Here is a 23016-nt window from a genome sequence, read left to right as displayed (position 1 = left end):
TCTCGCCATCGCGACAGACGTCGCTTCTCGCTGGAGGAAATTCTATGTACGCAGTCATGGGCATTACCGGGCAGGTCGGTGGCGCTGTCGCCCGGACCTTGTTGGCCGCCCGGCAACCGGTGCGCGCGGTGGTGCGCAGCGCGGAGAAGGGCGCACTGTGGGCCGGGCAGGGTTGCCAGGTGGCGCTGGCCGATGTCGATGATGTCCAGGCGCTGACGCAGGCATTCAGGGGTGTCGACGCCGTCTTTGTGATGATGCCGTCGAACTTCGACCCGACCCGGGGTTCCCCGAGGCCCGGCAGGTGGTGGAAACCCTGCGCACGGCCCTGGAGCAGGCGCGGCCGGGGCGGGTGGTCTGTCTGTCGACCATCGGGGCCCAGGCCACCCAGCCGAACCTGCTGAATCAACTGCAGATCCTCGAGCAGGGGCTGGGCAGCCTGGAACTGCCGGTGACCTTCCTGCGTCCGGGCTGGTTCATGGAAAACGCCTTGTGGGATGTGGCGGCAGCCGTTGAAACGGGGGTTGTCCCGAGCTTTCTGCAACCGCTGGACAAGCCGGTGCCGATGATCGCCACGGCGGATGTCGGACGCCTGGCGGCGCAACTGTTGCAACAAAGCTGGAGCGGCAAGCGCATCGTCGAACTGGAGGGGCCGCAACGGGTCACGCCGAACCAGATCGCCGCGGGTTTCGCCGAGCTGCTGGGCAAGCCGGTGCGGATGGAAGTGGTCGCGCGTGATACCTGGCAGGCGCTGTTCAGCAGCCAGGGCATGAACAACCCGCTGCCGCGCATGCAGATGATCGATGGCTTCAACGAAGGCTGGATCGAATTTGCCGGCGAGCCACGCAAGGGCCAGGTGGAATTGCTGACGGTGCTGAAGGATCTGTTGATCCGTAGTGGTGTGCACGGCTGACCGGCCTCTTCGCCGGCAAGCCGGCTCCCACAGGAGCGGACGCAGAGCGTCCAGAGAGGCATTCCCACGCGGAGCGTGGGAACGATCGCGTCGAGTACCCGTGCTGCACACGACCTGGCCCCTGTGGGAGCCGGCTCGCCGGCGAAAGCGTCAGCCCGGACAGCGCAATTTACAAGAACATCCCTCCTGAAGCCTCGACCCGCTGCCCGTTGATCCACTGCCCACCTTCGCCCAGCAGCAGCGCGATCGCCCCGCCTATATCATCCGGCAATCCGACCCGTCCCAGCGCCGTGACGCTGGCGACAAAGGCATTCAGCTCCTGATTGTCACGCACATGGCCACCGCCGAAATCAGTCTCGATGGCGCCAGGTGCCAGGGCGTTGACGCTGATCCCGCGTGCCCCCAGTTCCTTGGCCTGGTAACGGGTCAGGACCTCCATCGCGCCCTTCATCGCTGCATAGGTGCCGTAGCCCGGCAGGCTGAAGCGGGCCAGGCCGCTGGAGATATTGATGATGCGGCCACCGTCGGCCATCAGCGGCAACAGCTGCTGGGTCAGGAAAAACGGCCCCTTGAAGTGAACATTCAACAGTTGGTCGAACTGCTCTTCCCGGGTATCGACGAACAGGCCATGGATTCCGACGCCCGCATTGTTGACGAGGAAATCGAAGCGCTCCCGGCCGAAGACGCTGTCGAGCACCTTGGCGACGCTTTCGCCGAAAGCCTTGAAGCCGGCGATGACACCGACATCCAGTTGCAGCATGGCGGCGCGTCCGCCGAGTCGTTCGATTTCGCTTGCCACGGCCTGGGCGTCCTCGGCCCGGCTGTTGTAGGTGCCGATGATGTCCACGCCCTGGGCGGCGAGGTGCAGGGCAGCGTGCTTGCCCAGGCCGCGGCTGGCGCCGGTGATCAGTGCGATTTTGCGAGTCATGGGTATTCCTCAAGTGATGGGTGACCTCGAGGAAAAGTGTATTTGTCCGGTGGGCAGGCGATAAACTCAGCGGAATCGGAAAGACTGATCGCTTTATCCGAACAATCAAGGGCCGCCCGTGATGAACAAGCTGGAACTGCTGCGTACCTTTATCCGTGTCACCGAACTGTCGAGCTTTACCCTGGCCAGCGAAAGCCTGGGTTTGCCCAGGTCCAGCGTTTCCGAGCATATCCAGGCCCTGGAGGAACTGCTGGGCACGCGCTTGCTGCAGCGCACCACGCGCAAGGTGCAGGCGACCCAGGACGGCCTGGTGTTGTACGAACGCAGCAAGGACCTGCTCTCGCACATGGATGAACTGGAAGGGCTGTTTCGCCAGGATGCGGCGCTGCTCTCCGGGCGGATCCGTTTCGATATGCCCAGCGTCATGGCACGTCGGGTGATCATGCCGCGCCTGCCGGAGTTCATGGCACGTCATCCGCGGATCGAGTTGGAGATCAGCAGCACCGATCGTCGGGTCGACCTGTTGGGCGAGGGCTTCGACTGTGTGCTGCGGGTCGGCGCGCAACCGGACCAATCGGTGGTGGCGCGGCATGTGAGTTCGTTGCAGATGGTCAACTGTGCCAGTCCGGCCTATCTGCGGCGCCATGGCACGCCGCTGACTCCCGAGGACCTTGCCGGGCACCGGCTGGTGCACTACGTCGGTGTGCTGGGATCGCGCTCGGCGGGGTTCGAGTACCTGCACAACGGCAAGCGGGTCCAGGTGCCCATGGACGGCAGCGTCACGGTGAACAGCACCGATTGCTACGAGTCCGCCTGCCTGGGTGGTTTCGGCCTGATCCAGGCGCCGCGCCACGGTGTGCGCAAGCATCTGGACAGCGGTGAGCTGGTGGCGGTGCTGCCCGATTACCTGCCCGCGCCGCTGGAAGTGTCCCTGCTGTATGCCCAGCAGCGACACTTGCCGCGGCGGGTGCGGGTGTTCATGGAATGGCTGGTGGAGATACTGCAGACCCTGGCCTGAAACGACAAACCCCACCGGGGTGGGGTTTGTCGGTGTCGCGCCGGCGCTGAATCAGAACAGCTTGGTAAACAACCAGTACAGGCTGCCCGACAGCAGGATCGCCGCCGGCAGGGTCAGGACCCAGGCCATCGCCAGGTTGCGGATGGTCTTCATCTGCAGGCCGCCGCCGTTGGCGACCATGGTCCCGGCCACGCCCGAGGACAGCACGTGGGTGGTCGATACCGGCAGGCCGTACATGTCCGCCGCGCCGATGGTCAGCATCGCGACCATTTCCGCCGAGGCGCCCTGGGCGTAGGTCAGGTGGGTCTTGCCGATCTTCTCGCCGACGGTGACGACGATGCGCTTCCAGCCGACCATGGTGCCCAGGCCGAGGGCGATCGCCACGGCGATCTTCACCCACAGCGGGATAAAGCGCGTGGCGTTGTCGATCTGTTGCTTGAACAACTGCAGCTTGCCCTGGGTGTCGGCGTCGAAGTTGCCGACCTTTTCCTTCTCCATCATGCGGATGGTTTCGGAGCTCAGGTACATGTCGTTACGCACGTTGCCCATGGCTTCGGCCGGCACCTTGGCCAGCGAACCGTAACCCTTCACTTCGTCACCGATATGACCGGTCAGGGACGCCAGCGCCGGGATCAGTTCCGGGGTGATCTGCTTGGTGCGGATATACAGGGTGAGCACCGGGCGCGGGTCGGCGGGTGCCGGCAACGGGGCGGCCTTGACCAGCGCGGCCTGGGTGACTTCGGCCACGGCGGCGAACTGCAGGGCCTGCTCGGCCGGCATGGTGCGGTTCAGGGCGTAGGCCATCGGTAGGGTGCCGACCAGGATCAGCATGATCAGACCCATGCCTTTCTGGCCGTCGTTGGAACCGTGGGCAAAGGACACACCGGTGCAGGTCAGGATCAACAGGCCGCGGATCCACCAGGGCGGCGGCTCCTTGCCCTTGGGCGCCTTGTACAGCGCGCGGTTTTTCACGAACAGGCGCAGCGCGACCAGCAGCAGGGCGGCGAAGGCGAAGCCGACGATCGGCGAGAGCAGCAGCGCGTAGCCGATCTTGGTGACCTGGCTCCAGTCGACGCCGCTGGTCCCGTCGCGGCCGTGCATCAGCGCGTTGGCCACGCCGACACCGATGATCGAACCGATCAGGGTGTGGGACGACGAGGCCGGCAGGCCCAGCCACCAGGTGCCGAGGTTCCACAGGATGGCGGCGATCAGCAGGGCGAAGATCATCGCGAAGCCGGACGACGAGCCCACTTGCAGGATCAGTTCCACCGGCAGCAGCGCGATGATGCCGAAGGCCACCGCGCCGCTGGAGAGCAGCACACCGAGGAAGTTGAAGCAGCCGGACCAGACCACCGCGAAATGCGGCGGCAGCGAGTGGGTGTAGATCACGGTGGCGACGGCGTTGGCGGTGTCGTGGAAACCGTTGACGAACTCGAAGCCCAGGGCGATCAGCAAGGCTACCCCGAGCAGCAGGAAGGGCGTCCAGGTGGTGACCGTGGTGCCCAGGTCGTGCATGTCATGCACCAGGCTGTAGGCCGTGAACAACAGACCGATGGCCAGCACCGCGAAGAAGATCACGGCGGTAAAGACGCGGGGTTTGCTTTCGAGATGCGGCCTGCCGTCGCCGGCAGCGGGCGAAGCGGCAGTCAGTGAAGGGGTAGCCATGCCTGAAATCCTGTTTGGGAACGGATAACAGTCATGATCATTGCGAAATGTTACAGAGAGACTGCGGCAGGTCAGTGTTCAGTGGATTTAGTGGCTCCGCTGGTCCGGCCGCAGGTCGTGTCAATAATCCTGACGCTTGCGAAAGGCCCAGCGCCCGGCCAGCACGGTGAAGGTCGCCACCAGTGCCACCAGGATCCAGAACCCTTCCGGGTCGCCCGCGAGCGGAATGCCGCCGACGTTCATGCCGAAGAAGCCGGCGATGATGTTGATCGGCAGCGCCAGTACCGTCACCACCGTCAGGGTGAACAGGGTCCGGTTGCTCTGCTCGTTGAGGTTGGCGGCAATCTCTTCCTGCAACAGCTTGATCCGTTCGCCCAGGGCCTCGAGGTCGCTGAGGATCAGCGAGAACTCCTCGGTGGACTTGCGCAACTCCTTGACGTCCTCCTTCTGCAGCCACTGCGGCGGTCGGTTGAGCAAGCGCAGCAGCGAGCCCGGCTCCAGGGCGAGCAGGCGCTGCAGGCGCACCAGCACCCGGCGCATGGCGCCGAGCTCCGCGCGGTTGTTGCTCAGGCGCAGGGCCAGCAACTGGTCTTCGATCTGGTCGACGCTGATGCTGGTCTTGCGCACGATCTGGGTCAGGACTTCACCCTGGTCGCGCAGCAGATGCACCAGCAACTCCAGCGGCGAGCGGAAGCGCTCGCCGGCCTTGACCGAGGAGCGCAGCTTGTCCACCGAGTGCAGCGGTTGCAGGCGGGCGCTGATCAGCAGCTTGCTGCGGGCACAGACCCACAGCGTGGAAATATCCGACGACACCATGCTGCTGAGGTTGAACACCACGTCGTTGACCACCGCCAGCAAGGCGTTGTCGACATGTTCGATACGGGTCGAACGCGAACCTTCGTGCAGCGCTTCGAAGAACTCTTCGGGCAACGACAGGTGCGCCTTCATCCAGCGCTCGCACGCGGCGTGTGCCAGGTTCAGGTGCAGCCAGAGAAACTGCTCGGGGTCTTCGGGTTGTTGCAGGCATTGCAGGGCGGTGGCGGAGTCGATCTCCTCGCCGCGTTCGCCGGCGCGAAAGCGAAAGCCATAAAGAAGGCCGAACAGGTCCGAGTCGCGGTGGCTTTGGTCAAGGCTGTGGTTCATGGAGGCTCGCAGGAATGAAGCGCCCGAAACATTTTTTTACAGGTTCGCTTGGGCCGCATCATCTCAAGGCTTTTTGACATTTTTGTTACAGCTTGGCGTGTCCGCCTGAGGGGCTCGACCTGAAAGGTCCCGGCCGCTCACCGAGTACGATTGCCGACGTAGCGGAACGCAGGCTCAGACGCTTGTGTATCGGGCCGCTGACCAAGGGGATACAGGATAGGTCTCAAGCACGCGGCGGCGTTGTCGATGATGGGGATATCACTACCTGAACAGGAAACATCCCCATGGTCAGCATCACGTCGGTCACCATCACTCCAAGCCTGTCGACCAGCACCGCCACCAAGGCGGCCAGCGCCGACGGCACCACCACTGCCGGCACGACCGCGGCGGCCACTGATACCACCAAGGTCGCTGGCGGCCAGCCGGCAGGTGCCGGTGGCGCCTCGGGCAGCAGCGACAGCTCCAGTACGGAATCCGATACCGTCAAGGAACTGCGCAAGCAACTGGCCGAACTGCAGAAGCAGTTGCAGGAACAGGAGCAGGCCATGCAGAAGGCGCAGTCGAGTAACGAAAGCCCTGATGCCAAGGCCGCCGCCGTTGCGAGCGCGGAATCCCAGGTGGCGACGATTTCCGCTTCGCTGCAGACCGTCAGCGCGGCGTTGACCCAGGCCCTGCAGGAGTCCGGTGGCAGCACCTCGGGCGGTACGGTCAACACCACCGCCTGATCATAGGGCGTGATTGTGCAGGTCGGTCACCAGCATGCAGCCTGGCGCATGGGTGATGCACAGCGGCGGACGTGAGGCCTGCACCACCGATTGCGGGGTCACGCCGCAGGCCCAGAACACCGGGATCTCGTCGTCGGCCACCGGCACGGCATCGCCATAGTCCGGTGCGGCGAGGTCGCGGATGCCGATCAGCGCCGGGTCGCCGATATGCACCGGGGCGCCGTGGACATTGGGCATGCGCCCGGTGATCTGGATGGCCTGGATCGCCGCGGCGGCTTTCAGCGGGCGCATGCTGACCACCAGCTTGCCTTGCAGGCGTGCGGTCGGCCGGGTGTCGATAGCGGTCTGGTACATCGCCACGTTGCGACCCAGGTCGATATGCCGCAGGCCGATCCCGGCCTCCAGCAGCGGCTGCTCGAAGGAGAACGAGCAGCCGATGGCAAAGGCCACCAGGTCGTCCTGCCAGAGCGTGGCAATATCCAGTGGTTCTTCGCTCAGGACGCCGTCGCGGTAGACCCGATAGCGCGGCACGTCATGGCGGATATCCACGGCCTGGCCCAGGTGACGGAAGATCGGGTCGCCCGGCTCGGTGACGTCCAGCAGCGGGCAGGCCTGGCGATTGAGGGTACAGAAACGCAGGAACTCATCGGCCCAGTCACCCGGCAGGATCACGATATTGGCTTGCACCCGACCCTGGCCGAGCCCACTGGTGTGGCCCTGGTAGCGTCCGGCGGCGATCTCCTGGCGCAGGTCGAACGGCGTACGCTGGCGCAATGGGTCGAAGGGCATGGCGGGCTGGTTCATCGAAGCGTCTCCTGGGGCCGAAGGGGCCTTTGCAGGGCTCTTTGTAAAAAAACCGGGTCAGGCTGTCCAACCAGAAAATCTGGTGTTGTGAACAAGAAAAGTTGATGACGCAGCTCATCAATTTTTCTTATGCATTGACCGGCTTTTTTCCCGTTTGACGCTGGTGTGGCCCGGCGCGAAGAATCCGCTCCACGACGCAGCGCATTGCGTCGGCTCCCCCACGACAACGCCTTCACAACAAAACAACGAGGCGTGTCCGTCACTTTCCTTTGCTGCCGCAGGAACCTCCATGGACAACACCATGACTGACCACGTGCCTTCAGGGGCGCGCCGTGCCGGCCCGTTCGGCTGGTACGGACCACTGAGCAAAAATGAAAAGCGTACTTTCTGGAGCTGCAAGATCGGCTATGGCCTCGATGGCATGGACACGCAGATGCTCAGCTTCGTGATTCCCACCCTGATCGCCACCTGGGGTATTTCCAAGGGCGAAGCCGGGCTGATCGGTACCAGCACTTTGCTCGCCTCGGCGGCCGGTGGCTGGATCGCCGGGATTCTCTCCGACCGCATCGGCCGGGTACGCACCCTGCAACTGACGGTCCTCTGGTTTGCCTTTTTCACCTTTCTTTGCGGGCTGGCGCAGAACTATGACCAGTTGCTGGTGGCACGCACCCTGATGGGCTTTGGTTTCGGCGGCGAATGGACCGCGGGGGCGGTACTGATCGGCGAGGTGATCCGTTCGCAGGACAGGGGCAAGGCGGTGGGCATGGTGCAGGCCGGCTGGGCCCTGGGCTGGGGGCTGACGGCGCTGCTGTATGCCGGGTTGTTCAGCTTCCTGCCGCCGGAGCAGGCCTGGCGGGCGTTGTTCATGATCGGCCTGGTGCCGGCCTTGTTCGTGCTGGTGATCCGGCGCCTGGTCAAGGAATCCGACACCTTCGAGCAGGCCCGCCAGGAGCGCCCCGCCAAGGCTTCACCCTGGGCCTTCTTCGAGATCTTCGCCCCGCGGATGCTCAGCACTACCTTGCGTGCCTCGCTGCTGACAACCGGTGCGCTGGGCGGCTACTACGCGATCACCACCTGGCTGCCGACCTACCTGAAGACCGAGCGCGGCCTCAGCGTGCTGGGCACCGGCGGTTACCTGGCAATGGTGATCGTCGGTTCCTACGTCGGTTATGTGACCAGTGCGCTGCTGACCGATGCCATTGGCCGCAAGAAGAACTTCATCCTCTTTGCCGTCGGCTCGATGGCCATTGTCCTGACCTATACCCAGTTGCCCATCGATAACACCTGGATGCTCTGGCTCGGCTTTCCCCTGGGCTTCTTCGCCTCGGGCATCTTCGCCGGCATGGGGGCGTTCCTGACCGAGCTGTTTCCAACGCGCATGCGCGGTTCGGGCCAGGGCTTCTGCTACAACGCCGGCCGTTCCATCGCCGCGTTGTTTCCGCTGTTTATCGGCGCCCTGAGTGAAACCCTGCCCATCGGCACCGGTATCGGCGTGTTCGCCGCCGGGGCCTACGGGGTGGTGATCCTGGCGGCCCTGAGCCTGCCGGAAACCCGCGGCCGACAACTCGAGTCCTGAACCCTGGCACGCCCGGGCCGCCACGGCCCGGGCCATTGTCACCCCTACGCTTTTCACCACATCGGTCGCGAACCCAACGCCCCCGAGAGGGCCGGCTCGTGCCCGCAAAACAGGAGCACACCATGAAGCACTTCGATACGTTGTCACGTTCACCGCTTTCCATCGGCACTCTGCTCGGCCTGGGACTGCTCTGCGCACCCGGCGCCCGGGCGGACTTTATCGCCGACAGCAAGGGCAGCCTGGAGGCGCGCAACGTCTATTTCAATCGCGACTTCCGCCAGCCCGGCTCGCGGGAAAAGGCCGATGAATGGGCCCAGGGGTTCATGTTGCGCCTGGAGTCCGGCTTCACCGCCGGGACCCTCGGATTCGGCATCGATGCCCTGGGCATGACCGGCTTCAAGCTCGACTCGGGGCGCGGCACCGCCGGTACCGGCCTGTTGCCGGCCGACCTGTCGAAGGGCGGTTCGCAGGACAGCTACGGCGAGCTGGGCCTGACCGCCAAGGTGCGCCTGTCCAACAGCGTGCTGAAAGTCGGGACCCTGCAGCTCAAGGATCCGGTGGTGATTTCCAACGACACCCGCCTGCTGCCCAGCACGTTCAAGGGCGGCGTGTTGAGCGTGCAGGAGATCGACCGGCTGAAGCTGACGGCGGGGCAACTGAGCCAGATCAACTATGTCGACTCCACCGACTACCAGGACATGAGCGCCAACCGCATTGGCGGCGTCAGCGACAAGTTCCAGTTCGCCGGGGCCGACTACCAGTGGCTGCCGAACCTGCTCACCCAGTATCGCTACGGCAAGTTGCAGGACATCTACCAGCAGAACTTCGTCGGCCTGGTGCATAACTGGGACCTGGGGGCCGGGCAGGGCCTGAAGAGCGACCTGCGCTACGCCCGCAGCACCGAGGACGGCAACTTCCGGCCACTGGACAACCGGGCCCTGGGCGCAATGTTCACCTACAGCCTCAAGGGCCATGCCCTTGGCGTGGGCTATCAGCGCATGAGTGGCGACGATCCGTTTCCGTACATCGGCCACAGCGACCCGTACCTGGTGAACTTCGTGCAGATCGGCGACTTCGCCAATATCAACGAGCGTTCCTGGCAGCTGCGTTATGACTACAACTTCGCCGCCCTCGGCTTGCCGGGCCTGAGTTTCATGACCCGCTACGTGTCCGGCGACAATGTGCAACGCGCAGCGCCGGGCGAAGGGCGGGAATGGGAGCGCAACACCGACATCGGCTACGTGGTGCAGGACGGTACGTTCAAGGGCGTGGGCGTGAAATGGCGCAACGCGACGGTGCGCTCGAACTTTGGCAATGACCTGGACGAGAACCGCCTGATCCTCAGCTACACCCTGGCGCTCTGGTAGGCCCCGGGATAACGCCGTTCCATTCGGCTGAAGGGGAAGCAGAAAAGCCGCGCCCTCATGGTTGAGGGCGCGGCTTTTGCGCAGGCGGGTGGATCACTTGTCTTTCTTTTCACTCTGGAAAGCGGCGGTCTTGGCGTCGAGCTTGACTTCCCATTTCACGCCGTCGGTGCCGGTCAGTTCGACCTCGTAGACATAACCGCCGCCGGCGACCTGATCGAGTTCGGTGTCGGTGATGGTGGCGCCGGGGTGCTTGGCCAGGGCGGCCTGGTTGAGCTTCTCGAAGTCGGCGATGGCGCCGGATTTGAGCAGCCCGGGAATATGGTCCGGACGAACGTCGGCCTGGGCGAAACCGGCGGCGAGGGTCAGGGCGGTGGCAGTCAGCAGTGTGGTAAATGGTTTCATCTGGAAGATCCCTTGATTGAATGGCTTCAGTGGGATCAGCTTAGGTGTTGCAACTTAATTCATCCTTAATCCCTGAAACCGGCGCTCCGGGGCGCCGGTCCATGGGGCGAGGCGGCTCAGTAGCCGTTGGCCTCGAGGATCTGCGGCACGGTCTTCGGTGAAGCGCGCTTGAAGTACTTCAGCAGTTCCGAGGCGCGGTTGGTGAAGATGCCATCGACGCCGGCGTCGAGGACCTTCTTGAAGTCCTGGGGTTCGTCGACGGTATAGACGTGCACCAGCAGACCCTTGTCATGGGTGTACTTGTTCATCCAGGGTTTGACCAGGTCCGAATAGCTCTGGTCGCCGCCATGGGTCAGCTCCGCCGACGGGCCGGTGCCGATGGCGCCCTGGGCCTTGGCGTAGTCGATCCACTGCTCGAATTCGGCCTTGTCCTTGGGTTCCTGCCGGGCGTAGTAGGCGGCCTTGGTCTTCTCGCCGGAGTCGGCGAAGCTGACCTTCGACTTCGGTTCGATGCTGCCTTCACCGACCCACAGCAGGAGGATTTTCGGGGTGTCCGGCATTTCCTTCTGCAACAGCTCCAGGCTGCTCTTCTCGAAGGTCTGCAGGATCACCTTGCCTTTGCCCTGGCCGACCTGGGGCTGTTCCTTGGACACCACCGTGTTGGCGCTCAGCAGGCCGCGTTCCTGCAACTTGTTCTTCAGGTCATGTTCGATGCCGGGGAACTGCTTGGGCTCCTTGGTCTCGATGTACAGGCCCGGCTGGTGTTTCGGGTTGGCCTGGGCGATATCGATGATCTGGTCCAGGCTGAGGATCTTCAGGCCGACATAGGCCGGGCGGGCACGCTCCGGGTAGGCCTTGTTGAACCAGCTGCCGGCGTCCAGGGTCTGCAGCTCGGCCCAGGTGAACTCGTTGGCCGGGCTGTCCTTGCGCTCGGGGAACTTGCTGGCGACGTCGGTGGTGCGCGACAGGTTGTTGTCGTGCAGGGCGAAGATCACACCGTCCTTGCTGCGTTGCAGGTCCATTTCCAGGTAGTCGGCGCCCAGATCGCGGGCCAGGGTGTAGGACGCCGCAGTGGATTCGGGGGCATCGAACGAGGCGCCACGGTGGGCGATAACGGCCGGATGCGGGATACCGTGGGTGGCGGCGAGATCGGCCGAGGCGGTGCTGGCCTGCGCGCTGCTCAGGCCCATGGCCAGCAACAGGCTCACGATCAGGGTACTTTTGCTGAAGGTGACGGGCATTTCGAATTCCTTTCGTGGAAGCGGGGGGAACTCCTTTTAACAATTGAATGCTTCAAGTGCTATCGCGAAACCGACATAAAGCTGACATGCGTCGTTTTTTGCCGGCGTAATCGTGATGGAATCTGCAATACGCTCGAGTCGCAGTTTCCCCTCCAGAGGGAAACGCACCGCCTGCCTTGTGTGTAAACCATCGACCCATGAGCCTTCCGGCTCTCCAGTGAGGTTTACCATGCGCATCACCTCTGAACTCATCTGCCAGGCCGCCGACCGGCTCCAGGGTTTTGTCGGCCTGAACCGCAAGACCGGCCGATACATTGTCCGTTTCAGCGAAGACGCCTTCGGCATGGACGTGGCGGATGACGCGATCATTCCCGCCAGCGAATTCGTCTGGTTGCCAGCGGCGCAGGAGACCATGTGCCTGAGCCGCGAGCGTATTCAGTTGCTGCTGGATCAGAATATCGATGATCGGATCGCTGTCAGCGAACCGCTGCGGGTGTATATGCGGCGCGTGGATATTCCGGAGATTGCTGCCTTGCGCCGGGTGCTCGCTACCTGACGTGCCGGCTCTGCTCAGCGATCGAAGCGATAGGCTCGCTCTACCTATTGCGAGCGTTCCGTGCAGGCGCTGAGGAAGGCAGCAACCAGTGGTGGCGGGTTGCCTTGCAGGGCGGCCCGTTCCGGCTGGAACAGGGTTGCGACAAAGAACGGGTGGTTCTTCAGTTCCACCGCCCGCAGGTCGCCCAGGGTATCGCGACCGCTGGCCGATATCCCGGCGTCGAGAAAGGCGGCCTCGAACTCGGGGTTGATCCCGTAGCGGCAGCGATATCCTTCGTGGATCTGCAGGCGGGCATAGGCCCTGGCGATCCGCGTGCCCGGCACCAGCGTGATGCTGTCCGTGGCTTCGACCAGCGAACAGCTCAAGGGCGAGATGACCGCCCGTGGCGAATCGGGCACCTCCTCGCCATGTTCTGCATCGGCCCAGCCGAGCACATGGCGGGCATATTCGAGAATGGCATGTTGAAATCCGCCACAGGTGCCGAGAAACGGTCGTTGCTGCTCGCGGGCATGCCGAATCGCCATTAACGCGCCTTCGAGACTGCGATACGGACTGGCCGGTACGCACCAGAAACCGTCGAAGACCGAGAGATCGGTGCCGGCTTCGATGCTGTCGGTGGCCAGCCAGTGGGGCCGCACCGTCACGTCGACGGTTTGGGCCGCCAGTTGCAGGGCTACCGGGATGGCCCGGTGGGCCGTGACCTGCGGATCGTGATCGCCGACCAGGGCAATCCGGAGACTGGGTTGAATGGACATCCGTCTTTCCCTTGGCTTGTTGATCTCTGGCGCGAACTATAAGGTGGCGCTGGCGCATTCAATATAGGCGTTTATCCAAGTGAACAATGCATCGATGCACTATCGACTTGAGCATGCGGACCTGGCCTTGATCCTGGCGCTGGTGCGTGGCCGCTCCCTGGCGCGAGCGGCGGCGTTGCTCAAGGTCGACGTATCGACGGTGTTCCGTTCGGTGCGGCGGCTGGAGGCGGCACTGGGCCAGAGCCTGTTCGAGAAGAGCCGGGCCGGGTATCTGCCCGGCAGCCTGGCGCAATCCCTGGCCGAGCAGGCCGAACGTGCCGAGCAGGCACTGGAGGCGGCGTGTATCAGCATCGAGCAGGGCGGCGAGGTGATCAGCGGCACCGTGCGCCTGACCTGTACCGATTCGGTATTGCAGAGCCTGCTGCTGCCGGCGCTGGCGCGGTTCATGCCGGCCTATCCGGCGCTGACCCTGGAACTGAGCACGACCAACGATTTCGCCAACCTGAGCCGACGCGACGCGGATATCGCGGTGCGCCTGACGACGTCGCCGCCCGAGCATCTGGTGGGGCGTTGTCTCGGGCAGGTGAGCTATCGCGTGTGTGGCAGCGCGGCCTACCTGCGGGCGGCTGGCCACGAGGATGCGCAGCGGCTGGCCTGGATCGCGCCGGATGACTCGCTGCCCGATCACCCGACGGTCACCTGGCGCCGGCAGCACTTGCCTGGCGTGCGCCCGGTTTATGGCTGCAACAGCATGTTGTCGGTGGCCGAACTGGTAGGGGCCGGGTTGGGTATCGCGGTGCTGCCGGACTTCATGATCAGCGAGGCGCAGGGCATGCGGGCGTTACACCCGCCCTTGTCTTGCCATGAGTCGGCCCTGTGGTTGCTGACCCGCCCGGATTGCCGTGCCTTGCGCTCGGTGGTGACGCTGTTCGATGAGCTGGCCCGGTCAATCCGTCTCTAGTGGCCTGTGTGGCTACGAGGTGTCAGGATTTGCGCACGAAATGCTCGTGCATCTCCGAGGTCAGGTTCTCGATGCGCTCGGTCAGTTGCTTGGTCATTTCCGTCAGGCGGGTGTTCTGCTCCAGCAACTCCAACAGTTGCGCGGTGTTTTTTGCGGCGGTGGCCTGGCGCTCGGTGTTGGCGATGGCCAGGGCTTCGCGGTGCTGGGCGTCGGCGTCGGACTGGGCCTTGTCGCGGGCGGCCTGGCGCGTCTGGGCCAGCAGGATCAGCGGCGCGGCATAGGCCGATTGCAGGCTGAAGGCCAGGTTGAGCAGGATGAACGGATAGACGTCGAAGTGGGTGATACCGGTGACGTTGAGCACCACCCAGAGCAATACGATCAGGGTCTGGGCGCCAAGAAAGGTCGGTGTCCCGAAGAACCGCGCAAAGGCTTCGGCCTTCAGGGCAAAGTTGTCGTTGCCAAAGGTCGGGCCGAGGTGCGCATGGGCGCGATGGAAACGCAGGTGATCGACTTTTTCTTCAGGTTTTACTTCGAGCGTGTCGGCGGTCATGGGGCACTCTTCAGGGCGTGGAAACAGGCCTCACTATAGACCTGTCGCCCGCTGGCAAGTGCCCCTTTCCTGGCGTTTCCCCGTCAATGTCCCTGGTCGTTGGCGAACATGCTGACCGCCTGCACGGCGTTGCTGGCGCCATCGCGGATCTGCAGGATCACCGTACCGGCTTCGTCCGCCAGACCGACCCCCTTGGCCGCCCGGTCACGGGTGCCGTTCATGCTGTGGATGGCCTGCTGGGTTTCGTTCTGGATCATGTCGATCATGCTGGAAATCTCGGCGGTCGAGCCGCTGGTGCGCGCCGCCAGCAAGCGGACCTCATCGGCGACCACGGCAAACCCGCGTCCCTGCTCGCCGGCCCGTGCCGCTTCGATGGCGGCATTCAGGGCCAGCAGGTTGGTCTGGTCGGCAATCCCGCGAATGGTGTTGACGATGGCGGTGATCTGCTCCGAGCGTTCGCCCAGCTTGGCGATCAGCGCGGAGGAGCCCTCGATGTTCGAGGCGATCTCGCGCATTTCGGTGGCGGCCTGCTGGATCACCTGGGTGCCTTGCTCGGCGACTTTGCGGGTCTCGACCGAGATGTGATACGCCTCGCTGGCGCTCATGGCGTCCTGGGTGTGTTTCTCGACCCGCTGGGTCACGTCCGAGGCGAACTTCACCACTTTGCACAGCTTCCCGCTGGCGTCGTAGACCGGGTTGTAGCTGGCCTCCAGCCAGACCGTCTGACCGCGCTTGGTCACGCGTTCGAACTGGCCGCTGAAGAATTCGCCCTGGTTCAGGCGACGCCAGAAGTCCTGGTAGTCGCTGCTGCCGACGGTGGCCGGGGTGCAGAAGACCCGGTGATTCTTGCCCTGGATCTCGGCCGGGCTGTAGCCCATCAGATCGAGGAAGTTCTGGTTGGCGCAGATCACGGTGCCGTCGGGGGTGAACTCGATGGCGGCCATGGCCCGGTCGATGGCCTGCAACTTGCCATTGGCTTCGCTTTCCTGCTGCATCTTGGCGGTCACGTCCAGCGCGTACTTGACGATTTTCACCACGCTGCCGCTTTCATCGCGGATCGGGTTGTAGCTGGCTTCCAGCCAGAGATTGCGCCCATCGGCCGCGACGCGCTCGAAGGTGCCGGACTCGAACTGCCCGGACTTCAGGCGTGACCAGAGCTGGCTGTACTCGGCGCTGCGGGCATAGGCCGGTGTGCAGAACAAGCGGTGGGGCTGGCCCAGGACCTGCTCCTGGCGATAGCCGGTGGCCTTGAGGAAATTGTCGTTGACCCGCAGCACCGTGCCGTTGAGATCGAACTCGATGACGGCCATGGAGCGGTCGATGGCGGCGAGCAGGTGGGCTTGTTGATCGATGGTCTGTTGCAGGGTCTGGATGGCTTTCTTGTGGGCGGCAAAGAACATGGTGTTCGCTCGGAGAAGGGACAGCGTTAGGGTCAGTCCCTGTCGAAGCCCGGCTCACCCCGTCAGGCAGGGGACCGGTTGCCAGCGTTCCGTAGGTGGCACTTTGCCCTTATCGTCATACAAATCTGCCGGGAGTTGTACAGAAATCCGCCGTACGGCTTTTTGTACGAGGCGAGCGGACGTCAGGCGGAGTTGGCGAGGAACTCGGTGGACGGATCGGCGCTGGTGTTGTCGGCGCTGTTGACCTTGTTGCGCCCGGTGTTCTTGGCCATGTAGAGCGCCTTGTCGGCTTCGTTCAGCCAGGCGCCGGCATCCTTGAAGTCGGCGCGGCAGGGCGCCAGGCCGATACTCAGGGTGACCCGCAACTCCGGCACTTCCTCGCTGCGATAATTGCTGAACACCTGGCGCAGCCGCTCCATGACCTCGTTGGCCTGGGCCAGCGACATATCCGGCAGGATCACGCAGAACTCGTCGCCGCCATAGCGCCCGGCCAGGTCGTGTTCACGCAGGTTGGCCCGCAGGTCGCGGCTCAACTGGCGCAGCACGCTGTCGCCGATCAGGTGGCCGTAGGTGTCGTTGATGCTCTTGAAGTGGTCGATATCGATCACGGCGATCGTGGCCTGGCATTGCGCTTGCCGGCATTTGTGGAACTTGACGTGCAGCAGGTCTTTCCAGGAACCGTGATTGAGCAGGCCGGTCAGGCTGTCGGTGCGGCTCAGGGCGCTGAGGGCACGCTTGTGCTCGGCCAGCTTGATCGCCAGCTTGAAGCAACCCATGCCGATGACCATCGGGTACAGGATCAGCACCGGCAGGCAGGCATAGATCTGCAGCTGGGTGGTCACCGGGTTGAACGCCGGAGTGAAGATCAGCCAGGACACCACGATCCCCAGCGCTTGCGCGGCCACGCCCTGGGCCATCAGCCGCGGGCCACCGGCGGCGACGTTGTGCATGGTCATCAGCGAGAGCATGTTGACGGTGACCAGGGGATTGAACTGCATGGTCGCCGCCCAGAACCCGCCCATCAGCGAATCGACCAGAATATTGCGCCGCTCGGTCCGGTAGGGGTAACTGGAGTGGCGGGCGACCCGGTACGCCACGTGCGGCCAGGCGACGGCATTGAGCAGCAGCAGACCCCAGATCCAGGCTGGCATCGACAGGGGAGCGAGTGCGGCGATCACGCTGAAACAACCGATGCCAACGCCTACCGTTCGGGGCAGGTAAATGCGTCTGGCAAACGACTGCCCTTTGCCACGTTGGATTTCCATAGGTCTATGCGCCACTTTTTTCTTTATCTGAGCACAAAAGCTGTGCTCTGCACGGAACGGCCGTTCATCGGATAAGCAAGATGAATATTGTCGAGCATTCCGTAAAGAATAATCAGTGTCCTTCCAAGCCATTTCGAAGGTCTGGAAGGTGATTCAGGCGTCTGCGCCGGCTATTTGACGATTTCGTAGCCGGCGAGGAACAGATCCAGCGCCGATTCTATGACGCGGGTCTGCATCGGGAGATCCAGCGGTGGCTGGCCGAGGGTAATCTGTGGCCAGAAGGCGAAGGCCTTGAGCAGTCCGTGCAGTTGCTGGGCGGCAAATTCCGGGTCGACCGCCTTGAAGGTACCGTCGGCCTGGGCATCACGGATCCACTGTTTGAAACCTTCCTCGCGCTCGGCCAGGCGCGAAACCATATCCTGCGCGCGCTCGGGGGCATGGATGGTGGCGGCGATCGCCACCCGGGCCAGGTCGAGGAAGTTGCCGTCATTGAGCAGACGCATTTTCAGCGTCAGCAAATCGCGCAACTGGTCACGCAGCGAGCGCTCCGGATGGTAGGACATATCCAGTTGCGAAGCGCTGCTGGCCCACAGGCGGTGCAGGATCTCCGCGAACAATTCTTCCTTGCTCGGGAAGTGGTTGTACACGGTGCGCTTGGAGACCCCGGCGATGGCGGCGATCCGGTCCATGCTGGTGACCTCGAAACCGTCGGCGCGAAAGGCCTCGATGGCGGCCTGGATAATGGCTTCGCGTTTACGGTCGGTCAGGCGCAGGGGAACGGTCATGGGCAGGCTTCAAAAGGGTTGATAAAAATTACACTCGGCAGTTTACTTGTCGGGCGCTTTGTTGCAAGCTAGAAACTACACTGTGTAGTGTAGTTTGTTTTTTGCAATATTACCGGATCAAGGCTTGCGTGCGGCGGCCATCGATCACTCCGTACTGAACGTGGGAACTGCGCTGGGTTCCCGGGAGTCACCCTGTCATGGCTATTCGTTCGCGCACCCCCGACAAATCCCCGTCCCTGCAAGAGCAGGGGCTGTTTCGCAACCAGGCCCCGACTCCTCACGGCGGTCTGGGCAAGACCCTGGGCATCTTCTGGAAAATGCTGTTCCAGAAACCGCGCAATACCCGTCCGGCGAACCGCGTACCGGTCGCGGCGTTGAGCCGTGAGCAACTATTGGCCGCGCCCGACTTCAGCGTGTTCCGCCTTGGCCATTCGACCCTGTTGCTCAAGTTGCACGGCAAGTTCTGGCTGACCGATCCGGTGTTCGTCGAGCGCGCCTCGCCGGTGCAGTGGGCCGGACCGAAACGTTTCCACCAGCCGCCGATCAGCCTGGAAGAGTTGCCACCCATCGAGGCGGTGATTCTTTCCCACAATCACTACGACCATCTGGACTACAAAACGGTCCTGCAACTGGCCGAGAAGACCCGGCACTTCCTCGCACCGCTGGGCGTGGGCGATCTGCTGGTCAAATGGGGTATTCCCGCCGAAAAGGTCCGGCAACTGGACTGGTGGGAGGAAACCACGGTCGATGGCATCCGTTTCGCCGCGACGCCGTCGCAGCACTTCTCCGGGCGCACGCTGTTCGACAACAACCAGACCCTGTGGGCGTCCTGGGTGATGATCGTCGGTGATGTACGGATTTTCTTCAGCGGCGACAGCGGCTATTTCGATGGCTTCAAGCAGATCGGCGAGCACTACGGGCCGTTCGACCTGACCCTGATGGAGACCGGTGCCTACAACGTCGACTGGCCCCATGTGCACATGCAGCCCGAACAGAGCCTGCAGGCCCACCTGGACCTGAAGGGGCGCTGGTTGCTGCCGATCCACAACGGCACGTTCGACCTGGCGTTCCATGCCTGGCATGAACCGTTCGATCGGATTCTCGCCCTGGCCTGGGAGCGCAATGTGGCGATCACCACGCCGCAGATGGGCGAGGCGTTCAATCTGCTGCAACCCCATCGTGGCCGCGCCTGGTGGCTGGATGTCGAGCAGACGGTAAGCGCCGAATTGCCGGCTGCCGCGCGTTAAGGCATCTGACTCCAACCGTCGACTTTTGGCTCGACCCGTAACGACCCGTGTCCGGCGCTTCTTGCACAAGTGCCGATTAGGATGACCGGCGCCAGTGAAATGACTCACTGGCTTCTGGTTTGATCAGGACACGATTCATGTCTTTACCGTTCAAAAAATGTGCCTTGGCGCTTGCCCAGGCCGCCTTGTTGAATGCCTTGTACCTGACTCCGGCGACAAGCCTGGCAGGCATCTGCGAGACGGCCGTTGCCGCGTCGTCACCGCCGACCCAGGACCAGGCTCTGCAGGGTGCTGAGTATTTGAGTGCCAGTGACCTTGGCGAAAGGCTGGCGCAAGGGTGCTTCACCTCGGTGGCCCTGGTTCGGCACCTGAACGAGCGCATCCGCCGTCTCGATAAGAAAATGATTGAAGAGCGCGCGATCAACGCTGTCCTCGAGCTGGATCTCGAAGTGCTGAAGGTTGCCCAGGCGCTGGATGAAGAGCGCCGACAGGGAAAAGTCCGCGGTCCGTTGCATGGCGTACCGGTGCTGCTCAAGGACAATATCGAAACCGGCGACAGCCTGCAGACCGCGGCCGGCTCGCTGGCCATGGTCGGCCAACCGGCGCAACGGGATGCCTTTATCGTCGCCAGGCTGCGTGAGGCCGGAGCGATCATCCTGGGCAAGACCAACATGAGTGAGTGGGCGAATTTCCGCGGCGACGAACTCCCCGACGGTTGGAGTGGCCGGGGCGGGCAGACCCATAACCCCCACAAACTCGACGGCGATGTCTGTGGCTCCAGTTCGGGCTCGGCGGCTGCGGTTGCCGCCGGTTTTGCGCCGCTGTCGGTAGGGACCGAAACCCTGGGCTCGATTATCTGCCCGGCGCAGAGGAATGGTGTCGTGGGGTTGAAACCCTCGGTGGGCCTGTTGAGTCGCTCGGGTATCGTCCCGGGTTCGCGTGAACTCGACAGCGCCGGCCCGATCACCCGGTCGGTGCGGGATGCCGCCCTGATGCTCAATGCAATGACCGGTCTTGACCCGAAGGACCCGGCCACGTCACAGGTGCCGGTGGCGAAGGACTACAGTGCATTGCTGAAAGAGGATGCGCTGAAGGGCAAGGTCATCGGTTATCCGAGCCGTTTCCAGTCTGGCAGCCAGGCCATGGAGGATCATCCGCAGTTTGCCAGGGCGCTGGCGGCCATGAAGGAGGCGGGGGCGCAACTGGTTCCGGTCGATCTGCCACATACCGACTGGAGCCAGGGTGAAACGGCACGCCTGGACCGTTTGTTCGACATGTCGATCAAGCGCGTTCTGCCGGATTATCTCGCCAGCCGCCCCGGCCTGCCGGTCTCCACGTTGCAAGGGTTGATTGATTACAACGAAAGCCAGCCGGCAGAGGAAAACCATAACCAGAATCTGTTGAAAAGGGCCAATGCGCTGGTACTGGACGAAGGCAAGTACCTGCAACTGGTCTCCGAACTTGGAGGAGAAGCCCGGACAAATATCGACAGTGTATTGGTCAAGCATGGTCTGGATGCAATCCTGGGTGACCCGCATCCGTGGGCATTCCTGGAAGTCGCCAGCGTCGCCCTGGCGGGATACCCGGGGATCACCGTGCCTTCGGGGCTGGATGTCGACGGCATGCCGACCTGGGTTCACTTCTTCGCCGGCCGCTGGAGCGAGGCCGAGCTGCTGGCGGTTGCCTATGGCTATGAACAGGTTTCCGCGCAACTGGTCCACCCGGATCTGCCCTGAATTCACCCGGTGAAGTGAGCAAGCCCGTTGGCGGGCTTGCTCCGGGGCGGGTCAGGCGCCGGTCAGGTAACGTGGCGCCGGCCGGCTGTGGGACAGATTGGGGCCCAGTGCCAGTCGAGCCTGTTCGTAGGCCTGCCAGTCGGCGATATCCGGCAGCGACGGAATGGTCACCAGTTCTCCCTGGGCCAAGCCGGCGAGGGCGGCGTCCACCATCTGCTCGGCGCTCATGACGATCTCGCTCGGCAGGTGCTGGACCGACAGGCCGGCCACGTCCCAGAACTCGGTGCTGGTGGCGCCTGGCAGCACGGCCTGGAGCTTGATGCCCTTGTCGCTCAGTTCATGGTGCAGCGACTGGGTGAATGCCAGCACATAGGCCTTGGTCCCGCCATATACCCCGTTCAGCAGTTGCGGCGCCAGGGCGACGATGGAGGCGATATTGACGATCGTCCCTTCACCACGAGCCACGAAGCTGGCCGCGGCAGATTTTGCCAGGCGGGTGAGGGCGACGACGTTCAGTTGAATCATCGCATCCATCTTGGCCTGCTCGGACTCCAGAAGCGGGGACGCGGCGCCCACCCCGGCGTTATTGATCAGGACACGGATACGGCTGTCGGTTTCCAGGATATGGGCGATGCGGGCCAGGTCGCGGTTGTCGTTCAGGTCGGCCTGGACCACTTCGATGGTGCGCTGGGTTTCCTGGCCCAGGCGCAGTGCCAGTTTTTCCAGGCGTTCGCGATTGCGGGCGACGAGGATCAGGTCGTGGCCGCTGCGCGCCAGGCGATCGGCATACAGGGCGCCAATGCCGGAGGAGGCGCCAGTGATCAGGGCCACGCCTGGGTGGGATGTTTGAGTCATAACGAGTCTCCAGAATGGCCGGCGAGATGTCGGCGTTGCTGGAACTAAGATTATGGTGGTAATTTATTGTCAGCAATGTCAGATATCCCACCTTTTAGGACATCCCGGAGAACCTTCCATGATCAGCGTCGGCATTATCCTGTTCCCGGGTTTCCAGGCGCTGACGCTGGCTACCGGTTCGGTCTTCGAGCATGCCAATCTGCAAGTGGAGCGTGAGGTCTACCGGGTCGATCTGGTTTCCGAGCACGGCGGCGTGGTCAGGAGCTCCATGGGTTTTGGTGTCGAGACCAGGCCGTTCGGTGCACAGGAGTACGACACCCTGCTGGTGGTGGGCGATAACGACCTGGTGCCCGGCGCGTGCGGCTTGATTGACTATCTGCGTGCTGCCCCGGCCTTTGCCCGGCGCATCACCTCGGCCTGCACCGGCTCGTTTCATCTGGCCGCGGCCGGCCTGCTCGAGGGTCGACGGGCGACGACCCACTGGTATCACGCGCGAATCTTCCGGCAGCGGTATCCGGGTGTCCGGCTTGAAGAGGATCGGATCTTCACCGTGGACGGGCCGATCTGGACCTCGGCCGGCATGACCGCCAGTATCGACCTGGCCTTGGCCCTGGTGGAGCAGGACCTGGGCGTGGAAGTGACCCGGGAGCTGGCACGCACCCTGGTGGTGTATCACCGCCGGGCGGGTGGTCAGTCGCAGTTTTCCGCGCTGCTGGCCCTTGATCCGAAGTCCGATCGCGTGCAGAGCGCCCTGGCCTTTGCCCAGGAGAACCTGCGCGAGGATCTGTCCGTGGAGCAACTGGCGCAGGTGGCGCATCTCAGTCCCCGTCAGTTCAGCCGCCTGTTTCGGGCGGAAACCGGCCAGTCCCCGGCCAAGGCCATTGAACACCTGCGCCTGGAGGCGGCCCGGTTGATGATGGAGTCGGGCTGGCATTCCATCGATATCGTCGCCCGAGACACCGGTTTCGGTGACGCCGAGCGCATGCGCCGGGCCTTTCTGCGGGCCTACGGACAGCCGCCGCAGGTCATACGGCGGTCGCTGCAACTGCAGCTCTAGACGCTGCACAAGAAGGCCTGCCCGTCGCCGGGTAAGTGCGCGTGCCAGGGCCTGGGAGGCCGCCGGTCTA

General features: G+C 63.5%; 23 protein-coding genes. 11 read left to right on the top strand and 12 right to left on the bottom strand.

Annotated elements, in window-relative coordinates:
* The first annotated feature begins 44 nt into the window (after positions 1–44).
* Positions 45–401, top strand: a complete 357-nt coding sequence (locus KI243_RS33180) for an NAD(P)H-binding protein (RefSeq protein ID WP_348529708.1) — start codon at positions 45–47, stop codon at positions 399–401.
* Complete coding sequence (locus tag KI243_RS25555; protein WP_348529707.1) at positions 302–910, top strand: NmrA family NAD(P)-binding protein; 609 nt, start codon at positions 302–304, stop codon at positions 908–910. The genes KI243_RS33180 and KI243_RS25555 overlap by 100 nt, the downstream gene beginning before the upstream one ends.
* 169 nt (positions 911–1079) lie before the next feature.
* Here the strand turns inward: KI243_RS25555 and KI243_RS25550 are convergent, their stop codons facing one another.
* Complete coding sequence (locus KI243_RS25550) at positions 1080–1838, bottom strand: SDR family oxidoreductase (RefSeq protein ID WP_017126170.1); 759 nt, start codon at positions 1836–1838, stop codon at positions 1080–1082.
* Positions 1839–1959: 121 nt separating this feature from the next.
* Here KI243_RS25550 and KI243_RS25545 point away from each other — a divergent pair, with 121 nt between their 5' ends.
* Complete coding sequence (locus KI243_RS25545) at positions 1960–2856, top strand: LysR family transcriptional regulator (RefSeq protein WP_017126169.1); 897 nt, start codon at positions 1960–1962, stop codon at positions 2854–2856.
* A 51-nt stretch (positions 2857–2907) separates the two neighbouring features.
* On the opposite strand, the gene KI243_RS25540 is transcribed toward KI243_RS25545, so the two are convergent.
* Together KI243_RS25540 and KI243_RS25535 are read right to left on the bottom strand one after the other, a co-directional pair.
* Positions 2908–4521 carry an inorganic phosphate transporter gene (locus KI243_RS25540; protein ID WP_017126168.1) on the bottom strand — a complete coding sequence of 538 codons (1614 nt, stop codon included), beginning with the start codon at positions 4519–4521 and terminating at the stop codon, positions 2908–2910.
* Between the two features lie 120 nt (positions 4522–4641).
* Complete coding sequence (locus tag KI243_RS25535; protein WP_017126167.1) at positions 4642–5664, bottom strand: transporter; 1023 nt, start codon at positions 5662–5664, stop codon at positions 4642–4644.
* Positions 5665–5948: 284 nt separating this feature from the next.
* Between KI243_RS25535 and KI243_RS25530 the strand changes: the two genes are divergently transcribed.
* Entirely contained in the window at positions 5949–6389 is a 441-nt protein-coding gene (locus KI243_RS25530) for a hypothetical protein (RefSeq protein WP_212810049.1), read from the top strand.
* Here KI243_RS25530 and KI243_RS25525 read toward each other — a convergent pair whose 3' ends face one another.
* Positions 6390–7193 (bottom strand): putative hydro-lyase, encoded by an 804-nt coding sequence (locus KI243_RS25525; protein ID WP_177128540.1) that lies wholly within the window; start codon positions 7191–7193, stop codon positions 6390–6392. It abuts the gene before it with no gap.
* Between the two features lie 301 nt (positions 7194–7494).
* Here KI243_RS25525 and KI243_RS25520 point away from each other — a divergent pair, with 301 nt between their 5' ends.
* Together KI243_RS25520 and KI243_RS25515 are read left to right on the top strand one after the other, a co-directional pair.
* Entirely contained in the window at positions 7495–8769 is a 1275-nt protein-coding gene (locus KI243_RS25520; protein ID WP_085983778.1) for an MFS transporter, read from the top strand.
* A gap of 122 nt (positions 8770–8891) precedes the next feature.
* Positions 8892–10136 carry an OprD family porin gene (locus KI243_RS25515; RefSeq protein ID WP_212810048.1) on the top strand — a complete coding sequence of 415 codons (1245 nt, stop codon included), beginning with the start codon at positions 8892–8894 and terminating at the stop codon, positions 10134–10136.
* Positions 10137–10229: 93 nt separating this feature from the next.
* Here KI243_RS25515 and KI243_RS25510 read toward each other — a convergent pair whose 3' ends face one another.
* Both KI243_RS25510 and KI243_RS25505 read right to left on the bottom strand, forming a co-directional pair.
* Entirely contained in the window at positions 10230–10538 is a 309-nt protein-coding gene (locus tag KI243_RS25510; RefSeq protein WP_017126162.1) for a PepSY domain-containing protein, read from the bottom strand.
* A 116-nt stretch (positions 10539–10654) separates the two neighbouring features.
* Positions 10655–11779: a glycerophosphodiester phosphodiesterase gene (locus tag KI243_RS25505; protein ID WP_177084510.1), complete on the bottom strand. Its 1125-nt coding sequence runs from the start codon at positions 11777–11779 to the stop codon at positions 10655–10657.
* Positions 11780–12008: 229 nt separating this feature from the next.
* Here KI243_RS25505 and KI243_RS25500 point away from each other — a divergent pair, with 229 nt between their 5' ends.
* Positions 12009–12335 carry a DUF2025 family protein gene (locus KI243_RS25500; protein ID WP_017126160.1) on the top strand — a complete coding sequence of 109 codons (327 nt, stop codon included), beginning with the start codon at positions 12009–12011 and terminating at the stop codon, positions 12333–12335.
* A 44-nt stretch (positions 12336–12379) separates the two neighbouring features.
* Here the strand turns inward: KI243_RS25500 and KI243_RS25495 are convergent, their stop codons facing one another.
* The gene (locus KI243_RS25495; RefSeq protein WP_212810047.1) at positions 12380–13090 is read right to left on the bottom strand and encodes a CTP synthase; all 711 of its coding nucleotides are present in this window, start codon (positions 13088–13090) and stop codon (positions 12380–12382) included.
* 94 nt (positions 13091–13184) lie between these two features.
* Between KI243_RS25495 and KI243_RS25490 the strand changes: the two genes are divergently transcribed.
* On the top strand, positions 13185–14051 hold the full coding sequence (locus tag KI243_RS25490) for a LysR family transcriptional regulator (RefSeq protein WP_212810046.1): 867 nt from the start codon (positions 13185–13187) through the stop codon (positions 14049–14051).
* Positions 14052–14073: 22 nt separating this feature from the next.
* Here the strand turns inward: KI243_RS25490 and KI243_RS25485 are convergent, their stop codons facing one another.
* From KI243_RS25485 to KI243_RS25470, 4 genes are all read right to left on the bottom strand, one after another.
* The gene (locus KI243_RS25485) at positions 14074–14601 is read right to left on the bottom strand and encodes a DUF1003 domain-containing protein (RefSeq protein WP_017126157.1); all 528 of its coding nucleotides are present in this window, start codon (positions 14599–14601) and stop codon (positions 14074–14076) included.
* Between the two features lie 83 nt (positions 14602–14684).
* Positions 14685–16001 (bottom strand): PAS domain-containing methyl-accepting chemotaxis protein, encoded by a 1317-nt coding sequence (locus tag KI243_RS33125; RefSeq protein ID WP_178990722.1) that lies wholly within the window; start codon positions 15999–16001, stop codon positions 14685–14687.
* A 182-nt stretch (positions 16002–16183) separates the two neighbouring features.
* Entirely contained in the window at positions 16184–17266 is a 1083-nt protein-coding gene (locus KI243_RS25475) for a diguanylate cyclase (RefSeq protein WP_177084522.1), read from the bottom strand.
* Between the two features lie 170 nt (positions 17267–17436).
* Positions 17437–18051 (bottom strand): TetR/AcrR family transcriptional regulator, encoded by a 615-nt coding sequence (locus KI243_RS25470; RefSeq protein WP_177107791.1) that lies wholly within the window; start codon positions 18049–18051, stop codon positions 17437–17439.
* A gap of 197 nt (positions 18052–18248) precedes the next feature.
* Here KI243_RS25470 and KI243_RS25465 point away from each other — a divergent pair, with 197 nt between their 5' ends.
* Positions 18249–19298, top strand: coding sequence for an MBL fold metallo-hydrolase (locus tag KI243_RS25465; protein ID WP_212810045.1), 1050 nt, complete (start codon positions 18249–18251; stop codon positions 19296–19298).
* A gap of 137 nt (positions 19299–19435) precedes the next feature.
* The gene (locus KI243_RS25460; protein ID WP_212810044.1) at positions 19436–21034 is read left to right on the top strand and encodes an amidase family protein; all 1599 of its coding nucleotides are present in this window, start codon (positions 19436–19438) and stop codon (positions 21032–21034) included.
* A 51-nt stretch (positions 21035–21085) separates the two neighbouring features.
* Here KI243_RS25460 and KI243_RS25455 read toward each other — a convergent pair whose 3' ends face one another.
* Positions 21086–21889: an SDR family oxidoreductase gene (locus KI243_RS25455; protein WP_177084528.1), complete on the bottom strand. Its 804-nt coding sequence runs from the start codon at positions 21887–21889 to the stop codon at positions 21086–21088.
* A 118-nt stretch (positions 21890–22007) separates the two neighbouring features.
* Here KI243_RS25455 and KI243_RS25450 point away from each other — a divergent pair, with 118 nt between their 5' ends.
* A complete protein-coding gene (locus tag KI243_RS25450; protein WP_017126151.1) occupies positions 22008–22946 on the top strand; it encodes a GlxA family transcriptional regulator in 939 nt (312 codons plus the stop codon).
* Positions 22947–23016: the final 70 nt, after the last annotated feature.

The sequence above is a fragment of the Pseudomonas sp. Ost2 genome, assembly GCF_018326065.1.
GTDB classification, from domain to species: Bacteria; Pseudomonadota; Gammaproteobacteria; order Pseudomonadales; family Pseudomonadaceae; genus Aquipseudomonas; species Aquipseudomonas gingeri.
This window is presented reverse-complemented; position numbering and strand designations above follow the sequence as displayed.